Here is a 23,300-nt window from a genome sequence, read left to right as displayed (position 1 = left end):
ACGCCGCCCTCGCCCGCCCCGAGGCCGTCCTGCTGCCCGTCCGCCTCGACCTCCCGGCGCTGCGCGCCCGGGGCGAGGTGCCGCCGCTCCTGCGCGGCCTGATCCGCACCCCCTCCCGCCGCGCCGCCGTGACCGCCACCGAGGCGGCCGGCGCCCTCACCCGCCGGCTCGCCGGGCTGGACGAGCGCGCCCGCACCGAGGCGGTCGTCGACCTGGTCCGCGCCCAGGTGGCCGCCGTCCTGCGGCACGCCGACGCCGCCGAGGTCGACCCGCACCGCCCGTTCCAGGACCTCGGCTTCGACTCCCTCACCGCCGTCGAGCTGCGCAACCGCCTGAGCGCCGCCACCGGGCTGCGCACCTCCGCGACCGTCGTCTTCGACTACCCGACCGTCACTGCCCTCGCCGGGCACGTCCTGGACGGCCTGACGGGCGCGCAGGCGCCGGCCGCCGCGGCCCCCGTGCGGGCGGCGGCCGACGACGACCCGATCGTCATCGTCGGCATGAGCTGCCGCTACCCCGGCGGCGTCGCCTCGCCCGAGGACCTGTGGCGCCTGCTGCGCGAGGGCACCGACGCGATCTCCGGCCTGCCCACCGACCGCGGCTGGGACGTCGAGTCGCTCTACCACCCGGACCCGGACCACCTCGGCACCAGCTACACCCGCTTCGGCGGCTTCCTGCACGAGGCCGCCGACTTCGACCCGGGCTTCTTCGGCATGAGCCCGCGCGAGGCGCTGGCCACCGACGCCCAGCAGCGCCTGCTGCTGGAGGCCTGCTGGGAGGCGGTCGAGCGGGCCGGGATCGACCCGGTGTCGCTGCGCGGCAGCCGCACCGGCGTGTTCGCCGGCGTGATGTACAACGACTACTCCGCGCTGCTCGCGGGCGGGCGCTTCGAGGGCCACCAGGGCAGCGGCACCTCGCCCAGCATCGCCTCCGGCCGCGTGTCCTACACGCTCGGCCTGGAGGGCCCGGCCGTCACCGTCGACACCGCGTGCTCGTCGTCGCTGGTCGCCATGCACTGGGCCATGCAGGCCCTGCGCGCCGGCGAGTGCACCCTCGCCCTGGCCGGCGGCGTCACCGTGATGTCCACCCCGACCTCGCTGATCGAGTTCTCCCGCCAGCGCGGCCTCGCCCCGGACGGGCGCTGCAAGGCGTTCTCCGACCGGGCCGACGGCGTCGGCTGGTCCGAGGGCGTCGGCGTGATCGCGCTGGAGCGCCTCTCGGACGCGCGCCGCAACGGGCACCAGGTGCTCGCCGTCGTGCGCGGCTCCGCCGTCAACCAGGACGGCGCCTCCAACGGGCTCACCGCCCCCAACGGGCCGTCCCAGCAGCGCGTCATCCGCCAGGCCCTGGCCACCGCCGGGCTCGCCACGGCCGACGTCGACGTCGTCGAGGCGCACGGCACCGGCACCTCCCTGGGTGACCCGATCGAGGCCCAGGCGCTGCTCGCCACCTACGGGCAGGACCGCGAACTCCCGCTGCTGCTCGGCTCGGTGAAGTCCAACCTCGGCCACACCCAGGCCGCCGCGGGCGTCGCGGGCGTGATCAAGATGGTGCTGGCGATGCGGCACGGCGTCGTGCCCCGCACGCTGCACGCGGCCGAGCCGTCCTCCCACGTGGACTGGGACGAGGGCGCGGTGGAGCTGCTGACCGAGGAGGCGGACTGGCCGGAGACCGGCCGCCCGCGCCGGGCCGGCGTGTCCTCCTTCGGCTTCAGCGGCACCAACGCCCACGTCATCCTCGAACAGGCCCCGGCCGTCGTCTCGCGGGACACCGTTCCCGCCGTGGCGGAGCCCGTCCTGCTCTGGCCGCTGGCCGGCCGCAGCCCGGCCGCGCTGCGCGACCAGGCCTCCCGCCTGCGCGCGTTCGCCACCGCGGACCCGGCGGCGAGCCCGGCCGACCTCGGCCTCTCGCTCGCCACCACCCGCTCCGGCTTCGACCACCGCGCGGTGGCCGTCGGCGCCGACCGCGACGAACTGCTCGCCCCCCTGGCCGCCCTCGCCGCGGGCGAGTCCGCCGCCGGGCTGGTCGCGGGCGAGGCCGGCGCCGGCAAGCTCGCCGTGCTGTTCGCCGGCCAGGGCGCCCAGCGCCTCGGCACCGGACGCGAACTCGCCGAGCGCTACCCGGTGTTCGCCGAGGCGCTGGACGAGGTGCTGGGCGAGTTCGGCCCCCGGCTGGAGCGCCCGCTGCGCGAGGTCCTCCACGGTGACGACGAAGAGCTGCTGAACCGCACCGGCTGGGCGCAGCCCGCGATCTTCGCCGTCGAGGTCGCGCTGTTCCGCCTGGTCGCCTCGCTCGGCGTGCGCGCCGACGTGCTGCTCGGCCACTCCGTCGGCGGGATCGCCGCCGCGCACTGCGCCGGGGTGCTGTCGCTCGCCGACGCCTGCGCGCTCGTGGCCGCCCGGGCCCGGCTCATGGACGCGCTGCCCGAGGGCGGTGCCATGGTCTCCGTCGAGGCCACCGAGGACGAGGTGCTGCCGCGCCTGGTGCCCGGCGTGTCCGTCGCGGCCGTCAACGGGCCGCGGGCCGTGGTGGTCTCCGGCCTGGAGGACGAAGTCCTGCGCATCGCCGGGGAGTTCGCGGCCGAGGGCCGCCGGACGAAGCGGCTGCGCGTCTCGCACGCCTTCCACTCGCCGCTGATGGAGCCGATGCTGGAGGAGTTCCGGCGCACCGTCGCGGAGCTGGAGTTCCGCGCCCCGGCCATCCCGCTGGTCTCCGACAGCACCGGCGAGCTCGCCACCGAGGCGGAGCTGTGCTCGCCCGAGTACTGGGTCGAGCACGTCCGCCGGGCCGTCCGCTTCGCCGACGGCGTCCGCGCCGCCCGCTCGGCCGGCGCCGCCACCTTCCTCGAACTCGGGCCGGACGGCGTGCTGTCCGCGCTCGCCGAGGAGGTCCTGGCCGAGACCGAACCGATCGAGCACGGCGCCGTGGCGGCCGTCCCGCTGCTGCGCGCCGGCCGCCCCGAGGAGCGGACCGCCGCCCTCGCCCTCGCCGCGCTCCACGTGCGCGGCCACGCCCTGGACTGGGCCGCGCTGTACGCGGGCACCGGCGCCCGCCGCACCGGCCTGCCCACCTACGCGTTCCAGCACGAGCGCTACTGGCCCGAGGCCGAGCCCGAGGCGGCCGCCCCGGTCGCCGACCCGGCCGACTCCGCGCTGTGGGGCGCCGTCGAGCGCGGCAGCGCCGCCGAACTCGCCGGCCTGCTCGGCCTGCGCGACGAACAGCACGCCGGCCTCTACGCCCTCCTGCCCGCCCTCGCCGACTGGCGCCGCACCCGGCACGAGAAGGCCCAGCTCGACGCCGCCCGCTACCGCGTCCACTGGCGGCCCGTCCGCCCGGCGGCCGCGCCCGTGCTGGACGGCACCTGGCTGGTCGTCACCACCGAGGCCGTCGACGACGCCGAACTCCTCGACGCCCTGCGCGGCCACGGCGCCCGCCTGGAGCGCCTGGCGCTCGGCGAGGACTGCCGCGACCGCGCCGAACTCGCCCGCCGCATCGCGGACTTCGGCGAGCTCAGCGGCATCCTGTCGCTCGTCGCGTTGGCCGACCGGCCCGTCCCCGGGCCCGGCCTGCCGGCGGGCGTCGCGCTCGGCGTCGTCCTCGCCCAGGCCCTCGGCGACCTGCGCTCCGCCGCGCCGCTGTGGACCGTCACCCGCGGCGCCGTCTCCACCGGGCCCGCCGACCCGCTCACCAACCCCGTCCAGGCCGCCGCGTGGGGTCTCGGCCGGGTCGCCGCCCTGGAGCGCCCGCAGGCGCCGGGCGGGCTGGTCGACCTGCCGCCGGTGCTGGACGCGCCGACCGTGCAGGGCCTCGTCGGTGTCCTGGCCGGAGGTGGCCGAGGGGGAGAGGACCAGATCGCGCTGCGCGGCAGCGCGGCCTACGGCCGCCGCCTGGTGCGGCACGCCGTCGACGAGCTGCCCCGCGCCGAGGAGTTCACCGCCGACGGCACCGTCCTCGTCACCGGCGGCACCGGCGCGCTCGGTGCCGAGGTCGCCCGCTGGCTGGCCCGCAGCGGCGCCCGGCACCTCGTGCTCACCGGCCGCCGCGGCCCGGACGCCCCCGGCGCCGCCGAACTCGTCGCCGAACTCGCCGAGCACGGCGCCACCGCGGCCGTCGTCGCCTGCGACGTCGCCGACCGCGACGCGCTCGCCGCCGTCCTCGCCGCCGTCCCGGCCGAGCACCCGCTGACCGGCGTCGTGCACGCCGCCGGCGTCGGCCAGGCCGCCCCGCTCTCGGACACCCCGGTCACCGAGGTCGCCGCGCTCACCGCCGCCAAGCTCCACGGCGCCGCCCACCTCGACACCCTCCTCGCCGACCACGACCTGGACTTCTTCGTCCTGTTCTCCTCCGTCGCCGGCATCTGGGGCAGCGCCGGCCAGAGCGCCTACGCCGCCGCCAACGCCTACCTCGACGCCCTCGCCGAGAACCGCCGCGCCCGCGGCCTGACCGCCACCTCGATCGCCTGGGGCCCGTGGGCCGGCGCCGGCATGGCCGCCCACGAGGCCGTCTCCGACGGCCTGCGCCGCCAGGGCCTGCGCTTCCTCGCCCCGGAGACCGCGCTCACCGAGCTGCGCCGCGCGATCGTCCACGACGACGTCGCCGTGACCGTCGCGGACGTCGACTGGGAGCGCTACGCCCCCGTCTTCACCGCCGCCCGGCCGAGCGTCCTGTTCGACGAGCTGCCCGAGGTCCGCGCCCTCGCCCGCGGCGCCGCCGCCGACGCCGGGGCCGCCTCCGACCTCGTCCGCCGCCTGCGCGGCCTCTCCGCGGCCGAGCGCGACCGCCTGCTCGTCGACCTGGTGCGCCGCGAGGCCGCCGCCGTGCTCGGCCACGGCTCCGTCGACGGCGTGCCCGAGAAGCGCGCCTTCCGCGACGCCGGGTTCGACTCGCTCACCGCCGTCGAGCTGCGCAAGCGCCTCGCCGCGCTGACCGGCCTGCCGCTGCCCAGCACGATGGCCTTCGACCACCCGACGCCGGTCGCGCTCGCCGCCTTCCTGCGCGGCGAACTGCTCGACGGGCCGCAGGACGTGACGGCGCCGCCGGTCGCCGCCGCCGACCCGGACGAGCCGATCGCCATCGTCGGCATGGGCTGCCGCTTCCCCGGCGGCGCCGGAAGCCCCGACCAGCTGTGGCGGCTCGTCGCCGAGGGCACCGACGCCATCTCCGAGTTCCCGGAGAACCGCGGCTGGGACACCGGCCTCTACGACCCCGACCCCGACACCCCCGGCCGCACCTACTCCACCCAGGGCGGGTTCCTGCACGAGGCCGGCGAGTTCGACGCCGCGTTCTTCGGCATCTCCCCGCGCGAGGCCCTCGCCATGGACCCGCAGCAGCGCCTGCTGCTGGAGACCACGTGGGAGGCCCTCGAATCCGCGGGCATCGACCCGACCTCCGTCCACGGCAGCGCGACCGGCACCTTCATCGGGTCCACGTACCAGGAGTACGGGCTCGGCATGGACGACAGCTCCGCCGGGCACGCCGTCACCGGCACCAGCCCGAGCGTGCTCTCCGGGCGCCTGGCCTACCTGTTCGGCCTGGAGGGCCCGGCCGTCACCGTCGACACCGCGTGCTCCTCGTCGCTCGTCGCGCTGCACCTGGCCTGCCAGTCGCTGCGCGGCGGCGAGAGCTCCCTCGCGCTCGCCGGCGGCGCCACCGTCATGACCAACCCGAACGCGTTCATCGCCTTCAGCCGCCAGCGCGCCCTCGCCGCCGACGGCCGCTGCAAGGCCTTCTCCGAGGCCGCCGACGGCATGACCCTCGCCGAGGGCGTCGGCGTCGTCGTCCTGGAGCGGCTCTCCGACGCCGAGCGCAACGGCCACGAGGTGCTCGCCGTCATCCGCGGCTCCGCGATCAACCAGGACGGCGCCTCCAACGGGCTCACCGCGCCCAACGGGCCCTCCCAGCAGCGCGTCATCCGCCAGGCCCTGCACAACGCGGGCCTCACCCCCGACGACGTCGACGCCATCGAGGCGCACGGCACCGGCACGGCCCTCGGCGACCCGATCGAGGCCCAGGCCCTCCAGGCCGCCTACGGGCGCGACCGCGACCCGCAGCGTCCGCTGCTGCTCGGCTCGGTCAAGTCCAACATCGGCCACACCCAGTCGGCGGCGGGCGTCGCCGGCGTGATCAAGATGGTCCAGGCGCTGCGCCACGGCGTGCTCCCGGCCACCCTGCACGCCGGGGAGCCGTCCTCGCACATCGACTGGACGCCGGGCACCGTCACCCTGCTCGACGAGGCCACGCCGTGGCCGGCCGGCGAGCGCACCCGCCGCTGCGCGGTCTCCTCCTTCGGCATCAGCGGCACCAACGCGCACGTCGTGCTGGAGGAGGCGCCGGTCGCCGTCCCGGCTCCGCTCGTCGAGGCGCCCGGCGGCGTCCTGCCGTGGGTGCTCTCCGCCCGTACCCCCGCCGCCCTGCGCGCGCAGGCCGCACGCCTCGCCGAGCACCTCGACGCCGAGCCGGACCTTCGCCCGCACGACGTCGCCCACACCCTGCTCACCACCCGCGCCCTCTTCGAGCACCGCGCCGTCGTGCTCGGCGCCGACCCCGCCGAACTGCGCGAGGGCCTCGCCGCGCTCGCCGCCGGGGCCTCCGCGCCGAACGCCGTCCAGGGCCTCGCCGAGGACGGCGGCCGCACCGTCTTCGTCTTCCCCGGCCAGGGCTCCCAGTGGGCCGGCATGGGCGCCCGGCTGCTCGACGAGTCGCCGGTGTTCGCCGAGCGCATCGCCGAGTGCGCGGCGGCCCTGTCCGCGCACGTCGACTGGTCGCTGCTCGACGTGCTGCGCCAGGCCGAGGGCGCGCCCGCGCTGGACCGGGTCGACGTCGTCCAGCCCGCGACCTTCGCCGTCATGGTGGCCCTCGCCGACCTGTGGCGCGCCCACGGCATCCACCCGGACGCCGTGGTGGGCCACTCCCAGGGCGAGATCGCCGCCGCCGTCGTCGCCGGGGCGCTCTCCCTGGAGGACGGCGCCCGGGTGGCCGCCCTGCGCAGCCGGCTCATCGGCCGGGTCCTGGCGGGCTCCGGCGGGATGGTCTCGGTGCCGCTGTCCGCCGAGGAGGCCGAGGAGCGGCTGCGTTCGCGCTTCGACGGGCTCGCCGTGGCCGCCGTGAACGGGCCGCGGACCGTCGTCGTCGCCGGTCCGGCCGGTGAACTCGACGAACTGATGGCCGAGTTCGAGGCCGAGGGCCTGCGCGCCCGGCGGATCAGCGTGGACTACGGCTCGCACTCCGCCCAGGTCGAACTCCTGCGGGACGACCTGCTGACCGACCTCGCCCCCGTGCGCCCGCGCGCCGCCGAGGTGCCGTTCTTCTCCACCGTCACCGGCGACTGGCTCGACACCACCGCCATGGACGCCGGCTACTGGTACCGCAACCTGCGCAACCCGGTCCGCTTCGACCCGGCCGTGCGGGAGCTGATGGCGCAGGGCCACGGCCTGTTCGTCGAGGTCAGCCCGCACACCGTGCTCACCATGGCGATCGAGGCCACCGCCGAGGACCGCGGCGACCGCGCCACCGCCGTCGGCACCCTGCGCCGCGACAAGGGCGGCACCGACCGCTTCCTCGCCTCGCTCGCCGAGGCCTTCGTCCGCGGCGGCCGGGCCGACTGGTCCGCCCGCACCGCCGGCGGGCGCCGCGTGCCGCTGCCCACCTACGCCTTCCAGCACGAGCACCTGTGGGCCGTCGCGCCGCGCCCCGGCGGGGAGCCGGAGGACGGCGAGTTCTGGAACGCCGTCGAGGAGGCCGACGTCGAGGCGCTGGCCGCCCGGCTGCGCATCGACAGCGGCGCGCTCGCACCGGTGCTGCCCGCGCTGTCCGACTGGCACCGCCGCCGGCGGGAGCGCTCGACGCTCGACTCCTGGCGCTACCGGGCGACGTGGAAGCCGCTGACCGTCGCGACCGCCCGCCTGGACGGCACCTGGCTGCTCGTCACCGCTCGGGACGGCGACGGCGAGGGCGAGGCCGCCGCAGGTGAGGACATCGCCGAGGCGCTGACCGCGCACGGCGCGACGGTCGAGCGGCTCGTCCTGGACGACGCCTGCACCGACCGGCAGCGCCTCGCCGCGCTGCTCACGCACGGCGAACTCGCGGGCATCGTCTCCCTGCTCGCCACCGCCGAGCGGCCGAGCGAGCGCCACCCCGCCCTGCCCGAGGGCGTCGCGCTCACGCTCGCCCTGGTCCAGGCCCTGGGCGACGCCGGGCAGGACGCGCCGCTGTGGCTGGTCACCCGCGGCGCCGTCGCCGCCGGGCGCACCGACGCCGTCGCCAACCCGGTGCAGGCGCAGGTCCACGGCCTCGGCTGGACGGCCGCCCTGGAGCACCCGCAGCGCTTCGGCGGCGTCGTCGACCTGCCCGACGCGCTCGACCGGCGCGCCGGCGAGCGGCTGGCCGCCGTGCTGGCCGCCCGCGACGAGGACCAGGTGGCGATCCGCCCCTCCGGCGCCTACGCCCGCCGCATCGTGCGCGCCGAGGCCGCCGCCCGCCGGGAGGCCGGGCCGCTGCGCGGCACCGTGCTCATCACCGGCGGCACCGGCACCCTCGCCCCGCACCTGGCCCGCCGCCTCGTGGCCGAGGGCGCCGAGCGGATCGTGCTCACCAGCCGCCGCGGCGCCACCGCGCCGGGCGCCGCCGAACTGCTCGCCGAGCTCGCCGCCGCGGGCTGCGCGGCCGAGATGGCCGCCTGCGACCTCACCGACCGCGACGCCGTCGCGCGGATGCTCGCCGAGCTCGCCGCCGCCGGCCACGAGGTGCGCACCGTCGTGCACACCGCGGCCGTCATCGAGCTGCTGTCGATCGAGGAGACCACCCACGAGGCCTTCGCCAAGGTCCTGCACGCCAAGACCGCCGGCGCCCGCCACCTCGACGAGCTCCTGCCCGACGACCAGCTCGACGCCTTCGTGCTGTACTCCTCCACCGCCGGCATGTGGGGCAGCGGCCGGCACGCCGCCTACGTCGCGGGCAACGCCTACCTCAACGCGCTCGCCGAGCACCGCCGCGCCCGCGGCGGCCGGGCCACCGCGATCTCCTGGGGCATCTGGTCCGACGACCTGAAGCTCGGCCGCGTCGACCCGGGCCAGATCCGGCGCAGCGGCCTGGTCTTCATGGACCCCTCGCTCGCCCTGGACGGGCTGCGCCAGGCCCTGGACGCCGACGAGCAGGTGCTCGCGATCGCCGACGTCGACTGGGAGCGCTACCACCCGGTCTTCACCTCCGGCCGCCCGACCGCCCTGTTCGAGGACGTCCCCGAGGTGCGCCGGCTCGCCGAGGCCGCCGAACGCCCCGCCGGGGACGGCGAGTTCGCCACCCGGCTGCGCACCCTGCCGGCCGCCGAGCAGGAGCGCCGGCTGCTGGACCTGGTCCGGGCCGAGGCGGCCACCACGCTCGGCCACGCCTCGCCGGACGTGCTGTCCGAGCAGCGGGCCTTCCGCGACGTCGGCTTCGACTCGCTGACCGCCGTCGACCTGCGCAACCGGCTGGCCGCCGCGACCGGGCTCACGCTGCCCAGCACCCTCGTGTTCGACCACCCCAACCCGCTCGCCCTGGTGCGCTTCCTGCGTGAGAAGATCGCCGGCGCCGCCGTCGGCGGCCCCGCCGCCACGGTGGCGGGCGCCGCGCCGGACGAGCCGATCGCCATCATCGGCATGAGCTGCCGCTACCCCGGCGGGATCGCCTCGCCCGAGGACCTGTGGCGGCTCGTCACCTCGGGCGGCGACGCCATCACCGAGTTCCCGGCGGACCGCGGCTGGGACACCGAGGGGCTGTACGACCCGGACCCGGACGCGCCCGGCCGCACCTACTCGGTGCGCGGCGGCTTCCTGGAGGGCGTCGCCGACTTCGACGCCGCGTTCTTCGGCATCTCCCCGCGCGAGGCCCTCGCCATGGACCCGCAGCAGCGTCTCCTCCTGGAGACGGCCTGGGAGGCCATGGAGCGCGCCGGCCTCGACCCGTCCGCCCTGCGCGGCAGCCTCACCGGCACCTTCATCGGCGCCAGCTACCAGGACTACAGCCCCGGCGACTCCGCCCAGGACGGCGCCGAGGGCCACCTCGTCACCGGCACCATCCCGAGCGTCCTGTCCGGCCGGCTCTCCTACACCTTCGGATTCGAGGGCCCGGCCGTCACGCTCGACACCGCGTGCTCGTCCTCGCTCGTCGCGCTGCACCTGGCCTGCCAGTCGCTGCGCAACGGGGAGAGCTCGCTCGCCCTCGCCGGCGGCGTCAGCGTCATGGCCACGCCCAACGCCTTCGTCGGCTTCAGCCGCCAGCGCGCGATGGCCGTCGACGGCCGCTGCAAGGCCTACGCCGAGGCCGCCGACGGCATGAGCCTCGCCGAGGGCGTCGGCCTCGTCCTGGTCGAGCGCCTCTCCGACGCCGAGCGGCTCGGCCACCCGGTGCTCGCCGTCCTGCGCGGCTCCGCCGTCAACCAGGACGGCGCCTCCAACGGCCTCACCGCGCCCAACGGGCCCGCGCAGCAGCGCGTGATCCGCGCCGCGCTCGCCAACGCCCGGCTCGCCCCGGGCGAGGTCGACGCCGTCGAGGGCCACGGCACCGGCACGAAGCTCGGCGACCCGATCGAGGCGCAGGCGCTGCTCGCCACCTACGGCCAGGACCGCGAACTGCCGCTGCTCCTCGGCTCGGTGAAGTCCAACATCGGCCACACCCAGATGGCCTCCGGGGTGGCCGGCGTCATCAAGACCGTGCTCGCGCTGCGCAGCGGCGTGCTCCCGGCCAGCCTGCACATCGACCGGCCGTCCACGCACGTCGACTGGACGGAGGGCGCCATCGAGCTCCTCGCCGAGGCGCGCGACTGGCCCGAGACCGGGCGGGCCCGCCGTGCCGCCGTCTCCTCCTTCGGGCTGAGCGGCACCAACGCGCACGTGATCCTCGAACAGGCCCCGGCCGCCGCGGTCCCGGCCGCGCCGGCGGACGGCGACACCGTGCCCTTCGCGCTGTCCGCCCGCACCGACGAGGCCCTGCGCGCCCAGGCCGTGCGACTGCTGACCGCGCTCGACGAGCGGCCCGAACTGCCGCTCGCCGACCTGGCGTTCTCCCTCGCCACCACCCGCACCGCGCTCGACCACCGGGCCGCCGTCACCACCGGCGACCGCGCCGAGCTCCAGCGCGCCCTCGCCGCCCTGCGCGACGGCCTGCCGGACGCCGCCCTCGTCACCGGCCGGGCGGTCGGCGGCGGCCTGGCCTTCCTGTTCACCGGTCAGGGCAGCCAGTACCCGGCCATGGGCCGGGAGCTGTACGACCGGTACCCGGTGTACGCGGAGGCGCTGGACGCCGTCCTCGCCCGCTTCGACCTCGGCTACGAACGGCCCGTCCGGGACGTCCTGTTCGCGGTGGAGGGGTCGGCGGAGGCCGCGCTGCTGGATGACACGGGGTATGTGCAGCCGGCGCTGTTCGCGCTGGAGGTGGCGTTGTTCCGGCTGGTGGAGTCGTGGGGTCTGCGGCCGGACTTCGTGGTCGGGCATTCGATCGGTGAGATCGCTGCGGCGCACGTGGCGGGGGTGTTCTCGCTGGAGGATGCCTGCACGCTGGTGGCTGCTCGGGCTCGGCTGATGTCCGAACTCCCCGGTGGGGGAGCGATGGTGTCCGTCGAGGCAACGGAGGCGGAGGTGCTGCCGCTGCTGACGGACGGCGTCTCCATCGCCGCCGTCAACGGGCCCACGGCGGTGGTGCTCGCGGGCGACGAGGACGAAGTCCTCCGCATCGCAGGGGAGTTCGCCGGGAGGCGCACCAAGCGCCTGCGCGTCTCGCACGCCTTCCACTCGCCGCACATGGAGCCGATGCTCGACGCCTACACCCGCGTCGCCGCCACGCTCACCTACGACGCCCCGGCGATCCCGCTCATCTCCACCGTCACCGGCGCCCCCGCCACCGCCGACGAGCTCGCCGCACCCGACTACTGGGCCCGGCAGGTGCGCGGCACCGTCCGCTTCGCCGACGCCGTCCAGGCCCTCGCCGGCCACGGCGCCGCCGCCTTCCTCGAACTCGGCCCGGACGGCGTCCTCACCGCCGCCGCCCGCGACACCCTCGGCGACGGCGCCCGCCTCACCGGCGTGCCCGCGCTGCGCCGCGGCCGGCCCGGAGCGCCGGCCCTCACGGCCGCGCTCGCCCGGCTGGCCGTCGGCGGCCTGCGCCTCGACTGGGCGGCCGTCTTCGCCGGCACCGGCGCCCGCCGCGCCGACCTGCCCACCTACCCGTTCCAGCGGGAGCGCTACTGGCCGGAGTCCCGGCCCGTCCCGTCGGCGGGCTCCGACCCGGTGGACGCCGAGTTCTGGGCCGCCGTCGACCGCGGCGACCTCGGGGCGCTCGGCGCCGGGCTGGACCTCGACACCGACACCGTGACCGCCCTCTCCACCTGGCGCCGCGCCCGCCGCGAGCGCACCACCGTGGACGCCTGGCGCTACCGCGCCTCCTGGACGCCGCTCGACGCGACGGGCGACGCCGCGGCCCGGCCCTCCGGCCGCTGGCTGGTGCTCGCGTCGGACGACGCGCCGTGGGCGGACGGGCTGGTCGACGGGGTGGTTCTCCGGGCCTCGACCGACCGGGCCGCGCTCGCCGCACAGCTGCGCGAGGCGGAGCTCGGTGACGTCACCGGCGTCCTGTCCCTGCTCGCCCTCGGCTCCCCGGCCGCCCCGGGCGACGACCCGCTCGCGGCCACCGTCGCCGCCGTCCAGGCCCTCGGCGAGGCGGGTGTCGAGGCCCCGCTGTGGTGCCTCACCCGCGGCGCCGTCGCCACCGGCCGCTCCGACCGGCCCGCCGACCCCCGGCAGGCCGCCGTCTGGGGCCTCGGCCGCTCCGCCGCCCTCGAACTGCCCACCCGCTGGGGCGGGCTGATCGACCTGCCGGAGCAGCTCGACGACACCGCGCTGCGCCGCCTGGCCGCCGCGCTCGCCCGCACCGACGGCGAGGACCAGCTCGCCGTCCGCGCCTCCGGCACCTTCGCCCGGCGCCTCGTGCGCCACCCGCTGGCTCACCCGCTGGGCCACCCGTCGGGCGGGCGCCCGGCCACCCGGCCGTACGCACCCGCCGGCACCGTCCTGATCACCGGCGGCACCGGCGGCCTCGGCGGGCAGCTCGCCCGCCGCCTCGCCGCCCAGGGCGCCCCGCACCTGCTGCTGCTCAGCCGCCGCGGCGCGGACGCCCACGGCGCCGAGCAACTGCGCGCCGACCTCGCCGCGCTCGGCGCGGACGTCACCCTGGCCGCCTGCGACGCCGCCGACCGGGACGCCCTCGCGGCCGTCCTGGCCGCAGTCCCCGCCGACCGGCCGCTCACCGCGGTCTTCCACACCGCCGGCGTCGTCGCCGACGGGACCCTCGACACCCTGACCGCCGAGCACTTCGCCGAGGTGTTCCGTCCCAAGGTCGACGCCGCGCACCACCTCGACGAGCTGACCCGCGACGCCGACCTCGCCGCCTTCGTCCTCTTCACCTCCACCGCGGGCACCATCGGCGCCGCCGGTCAGGCCAACTACGCCGCCGCCAACGCCTCCTTGGACGCCCTCGCCGAGCAGCGCCGCGCCCGTGGCCTGCGGGCCACCGCCATCGCGTGGGGCCCGTGGGCGGGCGACGGCATGGCCGGGGCCGGCGTCGAACAGCGGGTGCGCCGCGGCGGCTACGGCCCGATGGCGCCCGAGCGCGCCCTGACCGCCCTCGGACACGCCCTCGACCACGACGACACCGCGCTCACCGTCGCCGACATCGACTGGCAGCGCTTCGCCGCCGTCTTCACCGCGCAGCGGCCCGTCCCGCTGATCGCCCCGCTGGCCGGAGCGGCCGGCCGGCCGGCCGCGGCCGCCCCGGAGTCCGGGTTGCGGCAGCGCCTCGCCGAACTGTCCGAGCAGGCCAGGGAGCGCTTCGTCCTCGACTTCGTGCGCACCCGCGTCGCGGCCGTCCTCGGCCACGCGGGCGGCGAACGCGTCGGCGCCGACCAGCCCTTCACCGACCTCGGCATGGACTCCCTCACCACCGTCGAACTGCGCAACGCCCTCACCGCCGCCACCGGCCTGAGCCTGCCCGCCACCCTGGTCTACGACCACCCGACCCCGGCCGACCTGGCCGCCCACCTCCTCGCCGAACTCCTCGGCACCCTCCCCGAACCCGACCGGGCCCCGGCCCCGCGGGACGTCTCGGAGGACCCCGTCGTCATCGTCGGCATGGCCTGCCGCTTCCCCGGCGGCATCGAGTCCCCGGAGGACCTCTGGCGGCTGCTCGGCGACGGCGCCGACGCCATCCGCCCGTTCCCCGCCGACCGCGGCTGGGACCTCGACGCCCTCGGCCGCGGCGGCTCCGCCACCCTCCACGGCGGCTTCCTCGACGGCGTCGGCCGCTTCGACGCCCGCTTCTTCGGCATCTCGCCCCGCGAAGCCCTCGCCATGGACCCCCAGCAGCGCCTCCTCCTGGAGACCTCCTGGGAGGCCCTGGAGCGCTCCGGCATCGCCCCCGACCGGCTGCGCGGCAGCGACACCGGCGTCTTCGTCGGCACCAACGGGCAGGACTACCTGACCGTGCTGCGCCGCGGCACCGCCGACGTCCGCGGCCACGCCGCCACCGGCAACACGGCGAGCGTCCTGTCCGGCCGCCTCTCCTACACCCTCGGTCTGGAGGGCCCGGCCGTCACCGTCGACACCGCGTGCTCCTCCGCCCTCGTCTCGCTCCACCTGGCCGCCCGCGCGCTGCGCGCCGGGGAGTGCTCGCTGGCCCTGGCCGGCGGCGCCTCGGTGATGTCCAGCCCGGACGCCTTCGTCGAGTTCACCGCGCAGGGCGGACTGGCCTCCGACGGCCGCTGCAAGCCCTTCGCCGACGCCGCCGACGGGACCGCCTGGTCCGAGGGCGCGGGCGTCCTGGTGCTGGAGCGGCTCTCGGACGCGCGGCGCAACGGGCACCCGGTGCTCGCGGTCGTGCGCGGATCCGCCGTCAACCAGGACGGCGCCTCGAACGGGCTGACGGCCCCCAACGGCCGGGCCCAGCAGCGGGTGATCCGCGCGGCCCTCGCCGACGCGGGCCTGACCGCCGCCGAGGTCGACGCCGTCGAGGCGCACGGCACCGGCACCGCCCTCGGCGACCCGATTGAGGCGCACGCCCTGCTGGCCGCCTACGGACGGGACCGCGAACTCCCGCTCCTGCTCGGCTCGGTGAAGTCCAACCTCGGCCACACCCAGGCCGCCGCGGGCGCCGCCGGCGTGATCAAGACGGTGCTCGCGATGCAGCACGGGGAACTGCCGAAGTCGCTGCACGTCGACGCGCCCTCCCGGCACGTCGACTGGACGGCCGGCGCCGTGGAGCTCCTGACGGAGGCCCGCGACTGGCCGTCCACCGGCCGTCCGCGCCGGGCCGGCGTCTCCGCCTTCGGCGTCAGCGGCACCAACGCGCACGTCCTGCTGGAGCAGGCGCCTGCCGATCCTGAGGCAGCCGGTTCGGTGTCGGCCGTGGGCGCGGCGCCGTGGGTGGTCTCCGCCAAGTCGGAGGCCGCGCTGGACGCTTCGCTCGCGCGCCTCGCCGACGTGGACGGGCCGTCCGCGCTGGACGTCGCCCACTCGCTGGCCGCCGGGCGTGCGCTCCTCGGGCACCGGGCGGTGCTGCTGGACGGTGCGGAGGTCGCGCGCGGGGTGGCGGGAGAGCGCTCGACGGCGTTCCTCTTCTCCGGGCAGGGCTCGCAGCGGCTCGGCATGGGACGGGAGCTGTACGCCCGCTTCCCGGTGTTCGCCGAGGCCTTCGACGGCGTCTGCGCACGGCTGGACCAGCTGTTGGACCGGCCGCTGCGCGACGTGGTGTGGGGCGACGACGCGGAGCCGCTGAACCGGACGGAGTACGCCCAGGCCGGGCTGTTCGCGGTCGAGGTGGCGCTGTTCCGGCTCGTCGAATCGCTCGGCGTGCGGCCGGAGTTCGTGGCCGGGCACTCGATCGGCGAGGTGGCGGCGGCGCACGTCGCCGGGGTGTTCTCGCTGGAGGACGCGTGTGCCCTGGTGGCTGCGCGCGGCCGGCTGATGCAAGCGCTCCCGGAGGGTGGAGCGATGCTCGCCGTGGAGGCTTCGGAGGACGAAGTCCTCCCGCTGCTGGGCGAGTTCGTCTCCATCGCGGCGGTGAACGGTCCGACGTCCGTGGTGGTGTCGGGCGCTGCCGAGGGCGTCGCCGCGATCGAGGCACACTTCGCCGACCGGCGGACCACGCGCCTGCGCGTCTCGCACGCCTTCCACTCCCCGCTGATGGAGCCGATGCTGGACGGCTTCCGGGCCGTCCTCGACGGGCTCGCGTACACGGCGCCCTCGATCCCGCTGGTCTCCAACCTGACGGGCGCGCTCGCCGACGGCGTCGAGTCGCCCGAGTACTGGGTGCGGCACGTCCGCGAGACCGTCCGCTTCGCCGACGGCGTCCGGGCGCTCGAAGAGGCGGGTGCCACCGCCTTCCTGGAGCTCGGCCCCGACGGCGTGCTGTCGGCGCTCGTCCAGCGGACCGTGGACGGCCCCGTCGCCGCGCTGCAGCGCCGCGACCGGCCCGAGGAGCACTCCCTGGTCACGGCGCTGGCCCGCCTGCACGTCGCGGGCGTGCCGGTCGACTGGACGCGGCTGTTCGACGGCACCGGTGCCCGCCGGGTCGACCTGCCCACCTACCCGTTCCAGCGCGAGCTCTACTGGCCCGAGCGCGCACCCGAGCCCGTCGCCGCCGGCGACCCGGCGGACGCCGCGTTCTGGTCCGCCGTCGAGCGCGCCGACACCGCTGCGCTGGGCACGACGCTGGGCCTGGACGACGACACGTCGCTCGGCGCGCTGCTACCCGCCCTCTCGGCGTGGCGCCGCCGCCGGACCGAGCGGACGGACGCGGACCGGCTGCGCTACCGGGCGGTCTGGAAGCCGTACGCGGCTCCTGCCGGGCCGGACGCCCTGCCGGGGACGTGGCTGGCGCTCGTGGCGGAGGGGCAGGACGACTCCTGGACGTCCGCGGTGCTCGCCGCGCTGGGCGCGGATGTGGAGCGGGTGACGGTCGACGCCGTGGGTCTGGCCCCGATCGCCGGGCCGATCGCCGGGGTGGTGTCCCTGCTCGCCGCCTCCGGCGGCGTGCCCACCGGGCTCGCCCGGCCGGACGCCCTGCTCGCCGCCCTCGGTGAGGCCGGCGTCGAGGCCCCGCTGTGGTGCCTCACCCGCGGCGCCGTCGCCGTCGGCGACACCGAGGCCCCGCAGGACGCCGCGCAGGCGGCGGTCTGGGGCATCGGCCGGGTGGTGGCGCTCGAACACCCGGAGGGCTGGGGCGGGTTGATCGACCTGCCGGAGGCGCCCGACGACGCCCGTACGGCGGCCCGGCTGCGGGCGCTGCTCGCCGCGGGCGATGGCGAGGACCAGCTGGCGCTGCGTACGGCCGGGGCCTTCGCCCGCCGGCTCGTGCGCGCCACGACGGCCGACACGGCACGGCCGTGGACCCCGCGCGGCACGGTCCTGGTGGTCGGCGACCCGGAGGGCCACGCGGCCCCGACGGCCCGCTGGCTCGCCCAGGCGGGTGCCGAGCACGTGGTGGTGCTGACGGGAGAGTCGGTGCCGGTGGCCGGTGCGCGTGGCGACGAGTCGCCCGATGCGGCCGGGGTGCTCGATGCGGCCGGTGATCGGATCGGCGTGGATGGGATGGAACTGCGGGCCGAGCTCGGCGAGTCCGGTACCGACCTGACCCTCGTCGTCGGCACTCCCGGTGACTCCCTCCCCGAGCTGCCGGACCTCTCCGCCGTCCTCTACACCGGCCGCTCCGGCGAGCCCGGTGACCACCTCTCCGGCCTGCTCTCCGACCTCGCGGCGCTCGACGAGGCGCTCGCGGACCGGGAGCTCGACGCCTACGTGCTGTTCGGGTCGATCGCCGGCACCTGGGGCGTCAAGGGCCGGGCCGACGAGGCCGCCGCCAGTGCGCTCCTGGACGCCGTCGCCCAGTCCCGCCGCGCCGCCGGGCGGGCCGCCACCGCCGTCGCCTGGGGCGCCTGGGCGGGCAGCACGCCCGACTCGCTGGCCGCGCACCTGCGGGCCAACGGGCTGCCGCCCGTCGCCCCCGGCCGCGCCCTGGCGGCCCTCGCCGCCGCCCTCGACGGCTCCGCCGTCACCGTCGCCGACGTGGCGTGGGAGCGCTTCGCGCCCGCCTTCGCCGAAACCCGGCCGACCCGGCTCTTCGCCGACCTGCCCGAGGCCCGCGTCGCCGCGGAGCCCGAGGAGGAGACCGCGAGCCGCACTGACAGGCTGCGCGCCGGTCTGCGCGAGCGGTCGGCGGCCGAGCGCACCGAGGCGCTGCTGGCGATCGTCCGGGCCGAGTCGGCGGCCGTGCTCGGTCACGCCGACGCCGACGACGTGCCGTCCGGGCACCCGTTCAAGGACCTCGGCTTCGACTCGCTGACCGCCGTCGACCTGCGCAACCGGCTCACCACCGCGACCGGTCTGCGCCTGCCCGCGACCCTCGTGTTCGACTACCCGACCCCGGCCGCCCTCGCCGCCCACCTCCGCGCCGAACTCTTCGACGAGGCGCAGGAGCCGGAGCGTTCGGCCGTCGCCGCGGACACCGACGACCCGATCGTGATCGTCGGCATGGGCTGCCGCTACCCGGGCGGCGTCCGTTCGCCCGAGGACCTGTGGCGGCTCCTGCGGGAGGGCGCCGACGCGATCGGCCCGTTCCCGGCGGACCGCGGCTGGGACCTCGACCGGCTGGCCCACGGCGACCGCGACGGGCGCGGGCGCAGCGTCACCCAGCAGGGCGGGTTCCTGTACGACGCGGCCGAGTTCGACGCCGCCTTCTTCGGGGTCTCCCCGCGCGAGGCGATGGTCGTCGACCCGCAGCAGCGGCTCGTGCTGGAGACCGCATGGGAGGCGCTGGAGCGCGCCGGGATCGATCCGGCGGGCCTGCGCGGCGGCGACACCGGCGTGTTCATCGGCGGCGGCAGCGGCGACTACCGGCCGGCCATCGGCCAGCTCGGGCACGTCGAGACCGCGCAGTCCGCGAGCCTGCTGTCCGGCCGGCTCTCCTACACCCTCGGGCTGGAAGGGCCCTCGGTCAGCGTGGACACCGCGTGCTCGTCCTCGCTGGTAGCCCTGCACCTGGCCGCCCAGGCCCTGCGGTCGGGCGAGTGCTCGCTGGCCCTGGCGGGCGGCGTGACGGTGATGTCGAGCCCGGTCGGGTTCGTCGAGTTCGGCGAGATGGGGGCGCTGTCCCCGGACGGGCGCTGCCGCACCTTCTCCGACGCCGCCGAGGGCACCGCGTGGTCCGAGGGCGTCGGCGTCCTGGTGGTGGAGCGGCTCTCGGACGCCGAGCGCCGGGGCCACCGCGTGCTGGCCGTCCTGCGCGGCTCCGCGATCAACCAGGACGGCGCGTCGAACGGCATCACCGCGCCCAACGGCCCGTCCCAGCAGCGCGTCATCCGCCGCGCCCTGGCCAACGCGGGCCTGACGCCCGCGGAGGTCGACGCCGTCGAGGCGCACGGCACCGGCACGAAGCTCGGCGACCCGATCGAGGCCCAGGCGCTCCTCGCCACCTACGGCCAGGACCGTGAACGGCCCGTCCTGATCGGCGCGCTGAAGTCGAACCTGGGCCACACCCAGGCGGCCTCCGGCGTGGCAGGCGTGATCAAGATGGTGCTGGCGATGCAGAACGGCGTGCTGCCGCGCACGCTGCACGTCGGCACGCCGTCCTCGCACGTCGACTGGACGGCCGGCGCCGCCGAGCTCCTCACCGAGGAGACCGCGTGGCCGGCCACCGGCCACCCGCGCCGGGCGGGCGTCTCCGCCTTCGGCGCGAGCGGCACCAACGCCCACGTCATCGTCGAGGCGCCGCCCGCGGCCGAGCCGGCCGAGGAGCGCCCGGACGACCGGCCGCTGCCCGTCCCGCTCTCCGCCGCGACGCCCGCCGCGCTGCGCGAGCAGGCCGCCCTGCTGCTCGGCCACCTCGCCGCGCACCCGGAGCTGGCGGTCCGCGACCTCGGCCACTCGCTGGCCACCACCCGCACGCTGCACGACCACCGGGCCGCCGTGCTCGCCGCCGACCGCGCCGAGCTGGCGCAGGGCCTGCACGCCCTCGTCGACGGCCAGGCCGCGCCGCAGCTCGTCCAGGGCTCGGCCCTGGGCGGGAAGACCGCCTTCCTCTTCCCCGGCCAGGGCTCGCAGCGCCCCGGCGCCGGGCGGGAGCTGTACGCCGCCCACCCCGTGTTCGCCGACGCGCTGGACGCCGTCCTCGCCGGTTTCGAGGGACGGCTGGCCGGGCCGCTGCGCCCGGTGCTGTTCGCGGTGGAGGGGTCGGCGGAGGCCGCGCTGCTGGATGACACGGGGTATGTGCAGCCGGCGCTGTTCGCGCTGGAGGTGGCGTTGTTCCGGCTGGTGGAGTCGTGGGGTGTGCGGCCCGATTTCGTGGTCGGGCATTCGATCGGTGAGATCGCTGCGGCGCACGTGGCGGGGGTGTTCTCGCTGGAGGATGCCTGCTCGCTGGTGGCTGCTCGGGCTCGGCTGATGTCCGAACTCCCCGGTGGGGGAGCGATGGTGTCCGTCGAGGCGACGGAGGCGGAGGTGCTGCCGCTGCTGACGGACGGCGTCTCCATCGCCGCCGTCAACGGCCCGCGCGCCGTCGTCCTCTCCGGAGACTCCGACGCCGTCGAGCGCATCGCCGCCGGATTCGCCGCCGACGGACGCAGGACTAGGCGTTTGCGGGTGAGCCATGCGTTTCACTCCGTACACATGGACGCCATGCTCGACGACTTCGAGCGGACCGCCCGGGGCATCGCCTACGCCGCCCCGCGCATCCCGCTCGTGTCCAACCTGACCGGCGACGTCGTCACCGGCGGCACCGGGGCGGAGCTCGGGGCGCGGTACTGGGTGCGCCACGTCCGCGAGGCCGTCCGCTTCGCCGACGGCGTCGCCGCCCTCACCGCCCGCGGCGTGCGCCGCCACCTCGAACTCGGCCCGGACGGCGTGCTGTCCGCACTCGTCCAGGCCAACACGGCCGAGGACGCCGACCCGGCCCGCCCGGTGGTCACCGCCACCGCGCTGCGCCACGGCCGCGACGAACGCACGACCCTGCTCGCCGCCGTCGCCCGCCTGCACACCGACGGGCTCGCGCCGGACTGGGCGGCCGTCTTCGCCGGCACCGGCGCCCGCCGGGTCGACCTGCCCACCTACCCGTTCCAGCGGCAGCGCTACTGGCCCGAGCAGTCGTTCGCCTCGGCGGCGTCCCCGGGTGCGTCTCCGTCCGCCTCGGACGGGGAGTTCTGGACGGCGCTGCGCACCGCGTCCTTCGACGCGCTCGCCGGCACCCTGGACGTCGACGGCGACGCCCTCGCCCAGGTGCTCCCCGCCCTGCGCGACTGGCACGACCGGCGCGAGGAGCAGGCCGCCGTGGACGCCCGCCGCCGGCGGATCGTCTGGAAGCCGCTCGACCGGCCGCGTGCCGCGGCCCCGGCCGGCACCTGGCTCGCCGTCGTGCCCGCCGGCGACGGCGACCCGGCGTGGACCGACGAGGTCCTCGCCGCGCTCGGTACGGACGCCGTCCGGCTGACCGTCGAGGCCGACGCCGACCGGGCCGGTCTCGCCAAGCAGCTCGCCGAACTTCCCTACGCGGCCGAGGAGATCGCCGGGGTGGTGTCCCTCCTGGCGCTCGACGAGTCCGTGGACGGTTCCGTCCCCGCCGGGCTCGTCCGCACCGCCGCGCTGGTGCAGGCCCTCGGCGACACCCGGATCGGCGCACCCCTGTGGTGCCTCACCCGGGACGCCGTCGCGGCTGCCCCCGGCGACCGCGTCACCGGCCTGGCCCAGGCGGCCGTCTGGGGCCTCGGTCGGGTCGCCGCGCTCGAACTCCCGCAGCGCTGGGGCGGGTTGATCGACCTGCCCGCGATCCTCGACCGGCGCACCGCGGCCCTGCTCGCCGCCGTCCTCGCCGACCCGGACGGGGAGGACCAGCTGGCCGTCCGGCCCGCCGGGGTCCTCGGCCGGCGCCTGGCCGCCACACCGGGCGGATCCGTGAGCGATCCGGCGGACTGGGACCCGACCGGCACCGTCCTGATCACCGGCGGCACCGGCGCCCTCGGCGCCGAAGTCGCCCGCGGCCTCGCCGCCGCCGGCGCCCGGCACCTCGTGCTGCTCAGCCGCCGGGGCCCGGACGCCCCCGGGGCGGCCGAGCTCCGCGAGGAACTCGCCGCCACCGGCACGGCGGTCACCCTCGCGGCCTGCGACGCCGCCGAACGGGAGGCGCTCGCCGCCGTCCTGGCCGCCGTGCCCGCCGAGCACCCGCTGACCGCCGTGGTCCACGCCGCCGGAGTGCTCGACGACGGAGTCATCGACGGCCTCACCCTCGACCGCTTCGAGGACGTCTACCGCGCCAAGGCCACCTCGGCGCTCCTGCTCGACGAGCTGACCAGGGACCACGACCTCGCCGTCTTCGCCCTGTTCTCCTCCGCCTCCGCGGCCGTCGGCAACCCCGGCCAGGGCAACTACGCGGCCGCCAACGCCGTCCTCGACGCCCTCGCCGAACGCCGCCGCGCCGACGGACTCGCCGCCACCTCCCTCTCCTGGGGCGCCTGGGCCGGCGGCGGCATGGCCGCCGACACCCGGGCCGGCGAGGCCGCCCGCCGCACCGGCATCCGGCCGCTCGACCCGGCCGTCGCGGTCGCCGCGCTGCGCCGCGCCGTCCTCGACACCGCGCCGACCACCCTGGTCGCCGACGTCGACCCGGAGCGCTTCGTCCGCGCCTTCACCGCCGTCCGCCCGAGCCGGCTGCTCGCCGAACTCCCCGGCTACGCCGACGTGCAGAGCTCGGGCGAGGACGACGGGAACGGCCGCGAGCTGCGCGCCGAACTGGCCGCGCTCAGCCCGGCCCGCCGCTCCGCCGCCCTCCTCGGGCTGGTGCGCGGACGCGCGGCCGAGGTGCTCGGACTGCCCGGCATCGAGGCCGTCGGCCCCGAGAAGGCCTTCCGCGACCTCGGGTTCGACTCGCTCGGCGCGATCGAGCTGCGCAACCGGCTCGGCGCCGCTACCGGCCTCGACCTGTCCCCGACGCTGGTCTTCGACCACCCGAGCCCGACCGAGCTCGCCGCGCACCTGCTCGGCCTGCTGGCCGGTGACGGGGACGCCGTGGAGCCGGGGGACCCCGAGCGAGACCGCCTGCGGGCGCTCGTCGAGTCCGTCCCGCTGGACCGCCTGCGGCGCAGCGGGGTCCTGGACGCGCTGCTGAGGCTCGCCGACGGCGCGTCCGCCCAGGATGCCCAGGAGGCCGAGGAGGCCGACGCCATCGACGCCATGGACCTCGACGACCTGGTGCAGGCCGCCCTGCGCAACGACCCCGACCACGCCCAGGACTGA

At 77.2% G+C, this 23,300-nt stretch carries 1 protein-coding gene (only partly in view); it reads left to right on the top strand.

Features of this window, described 5'->3' with window-relative positions; genetic code table 11:
• Positions 1-23,300, top strand: partial view of a type I polyketide synthase gene (locus ACFVSN_RS29605; protein ID WP_387956888.1) — the 3' portion only. It extends 4,741 nt beyond the left edge of the window; 23,300 of the gene's 28,041 nt are visible here — the last part of the coding sequence; the start codon falls outside the window, past its left edge; its stop codon occupies positions 23,298-23,300.

Source organism: Kitasatospora sp. NPDC057904 (assembly GCF_042887925.1).
In the GTDB taxonomy this organism is placed as follows: domain Bacteria; phylum Actinomycetota; class Actinomycetes; order Streptomycetales; family Streptomycetaceae; genus Kitasatospora.
Note: the sequence above shows the minus strand (reverse complement) of the source record. Positions and strands in the feature narration are given on the sequence as shown.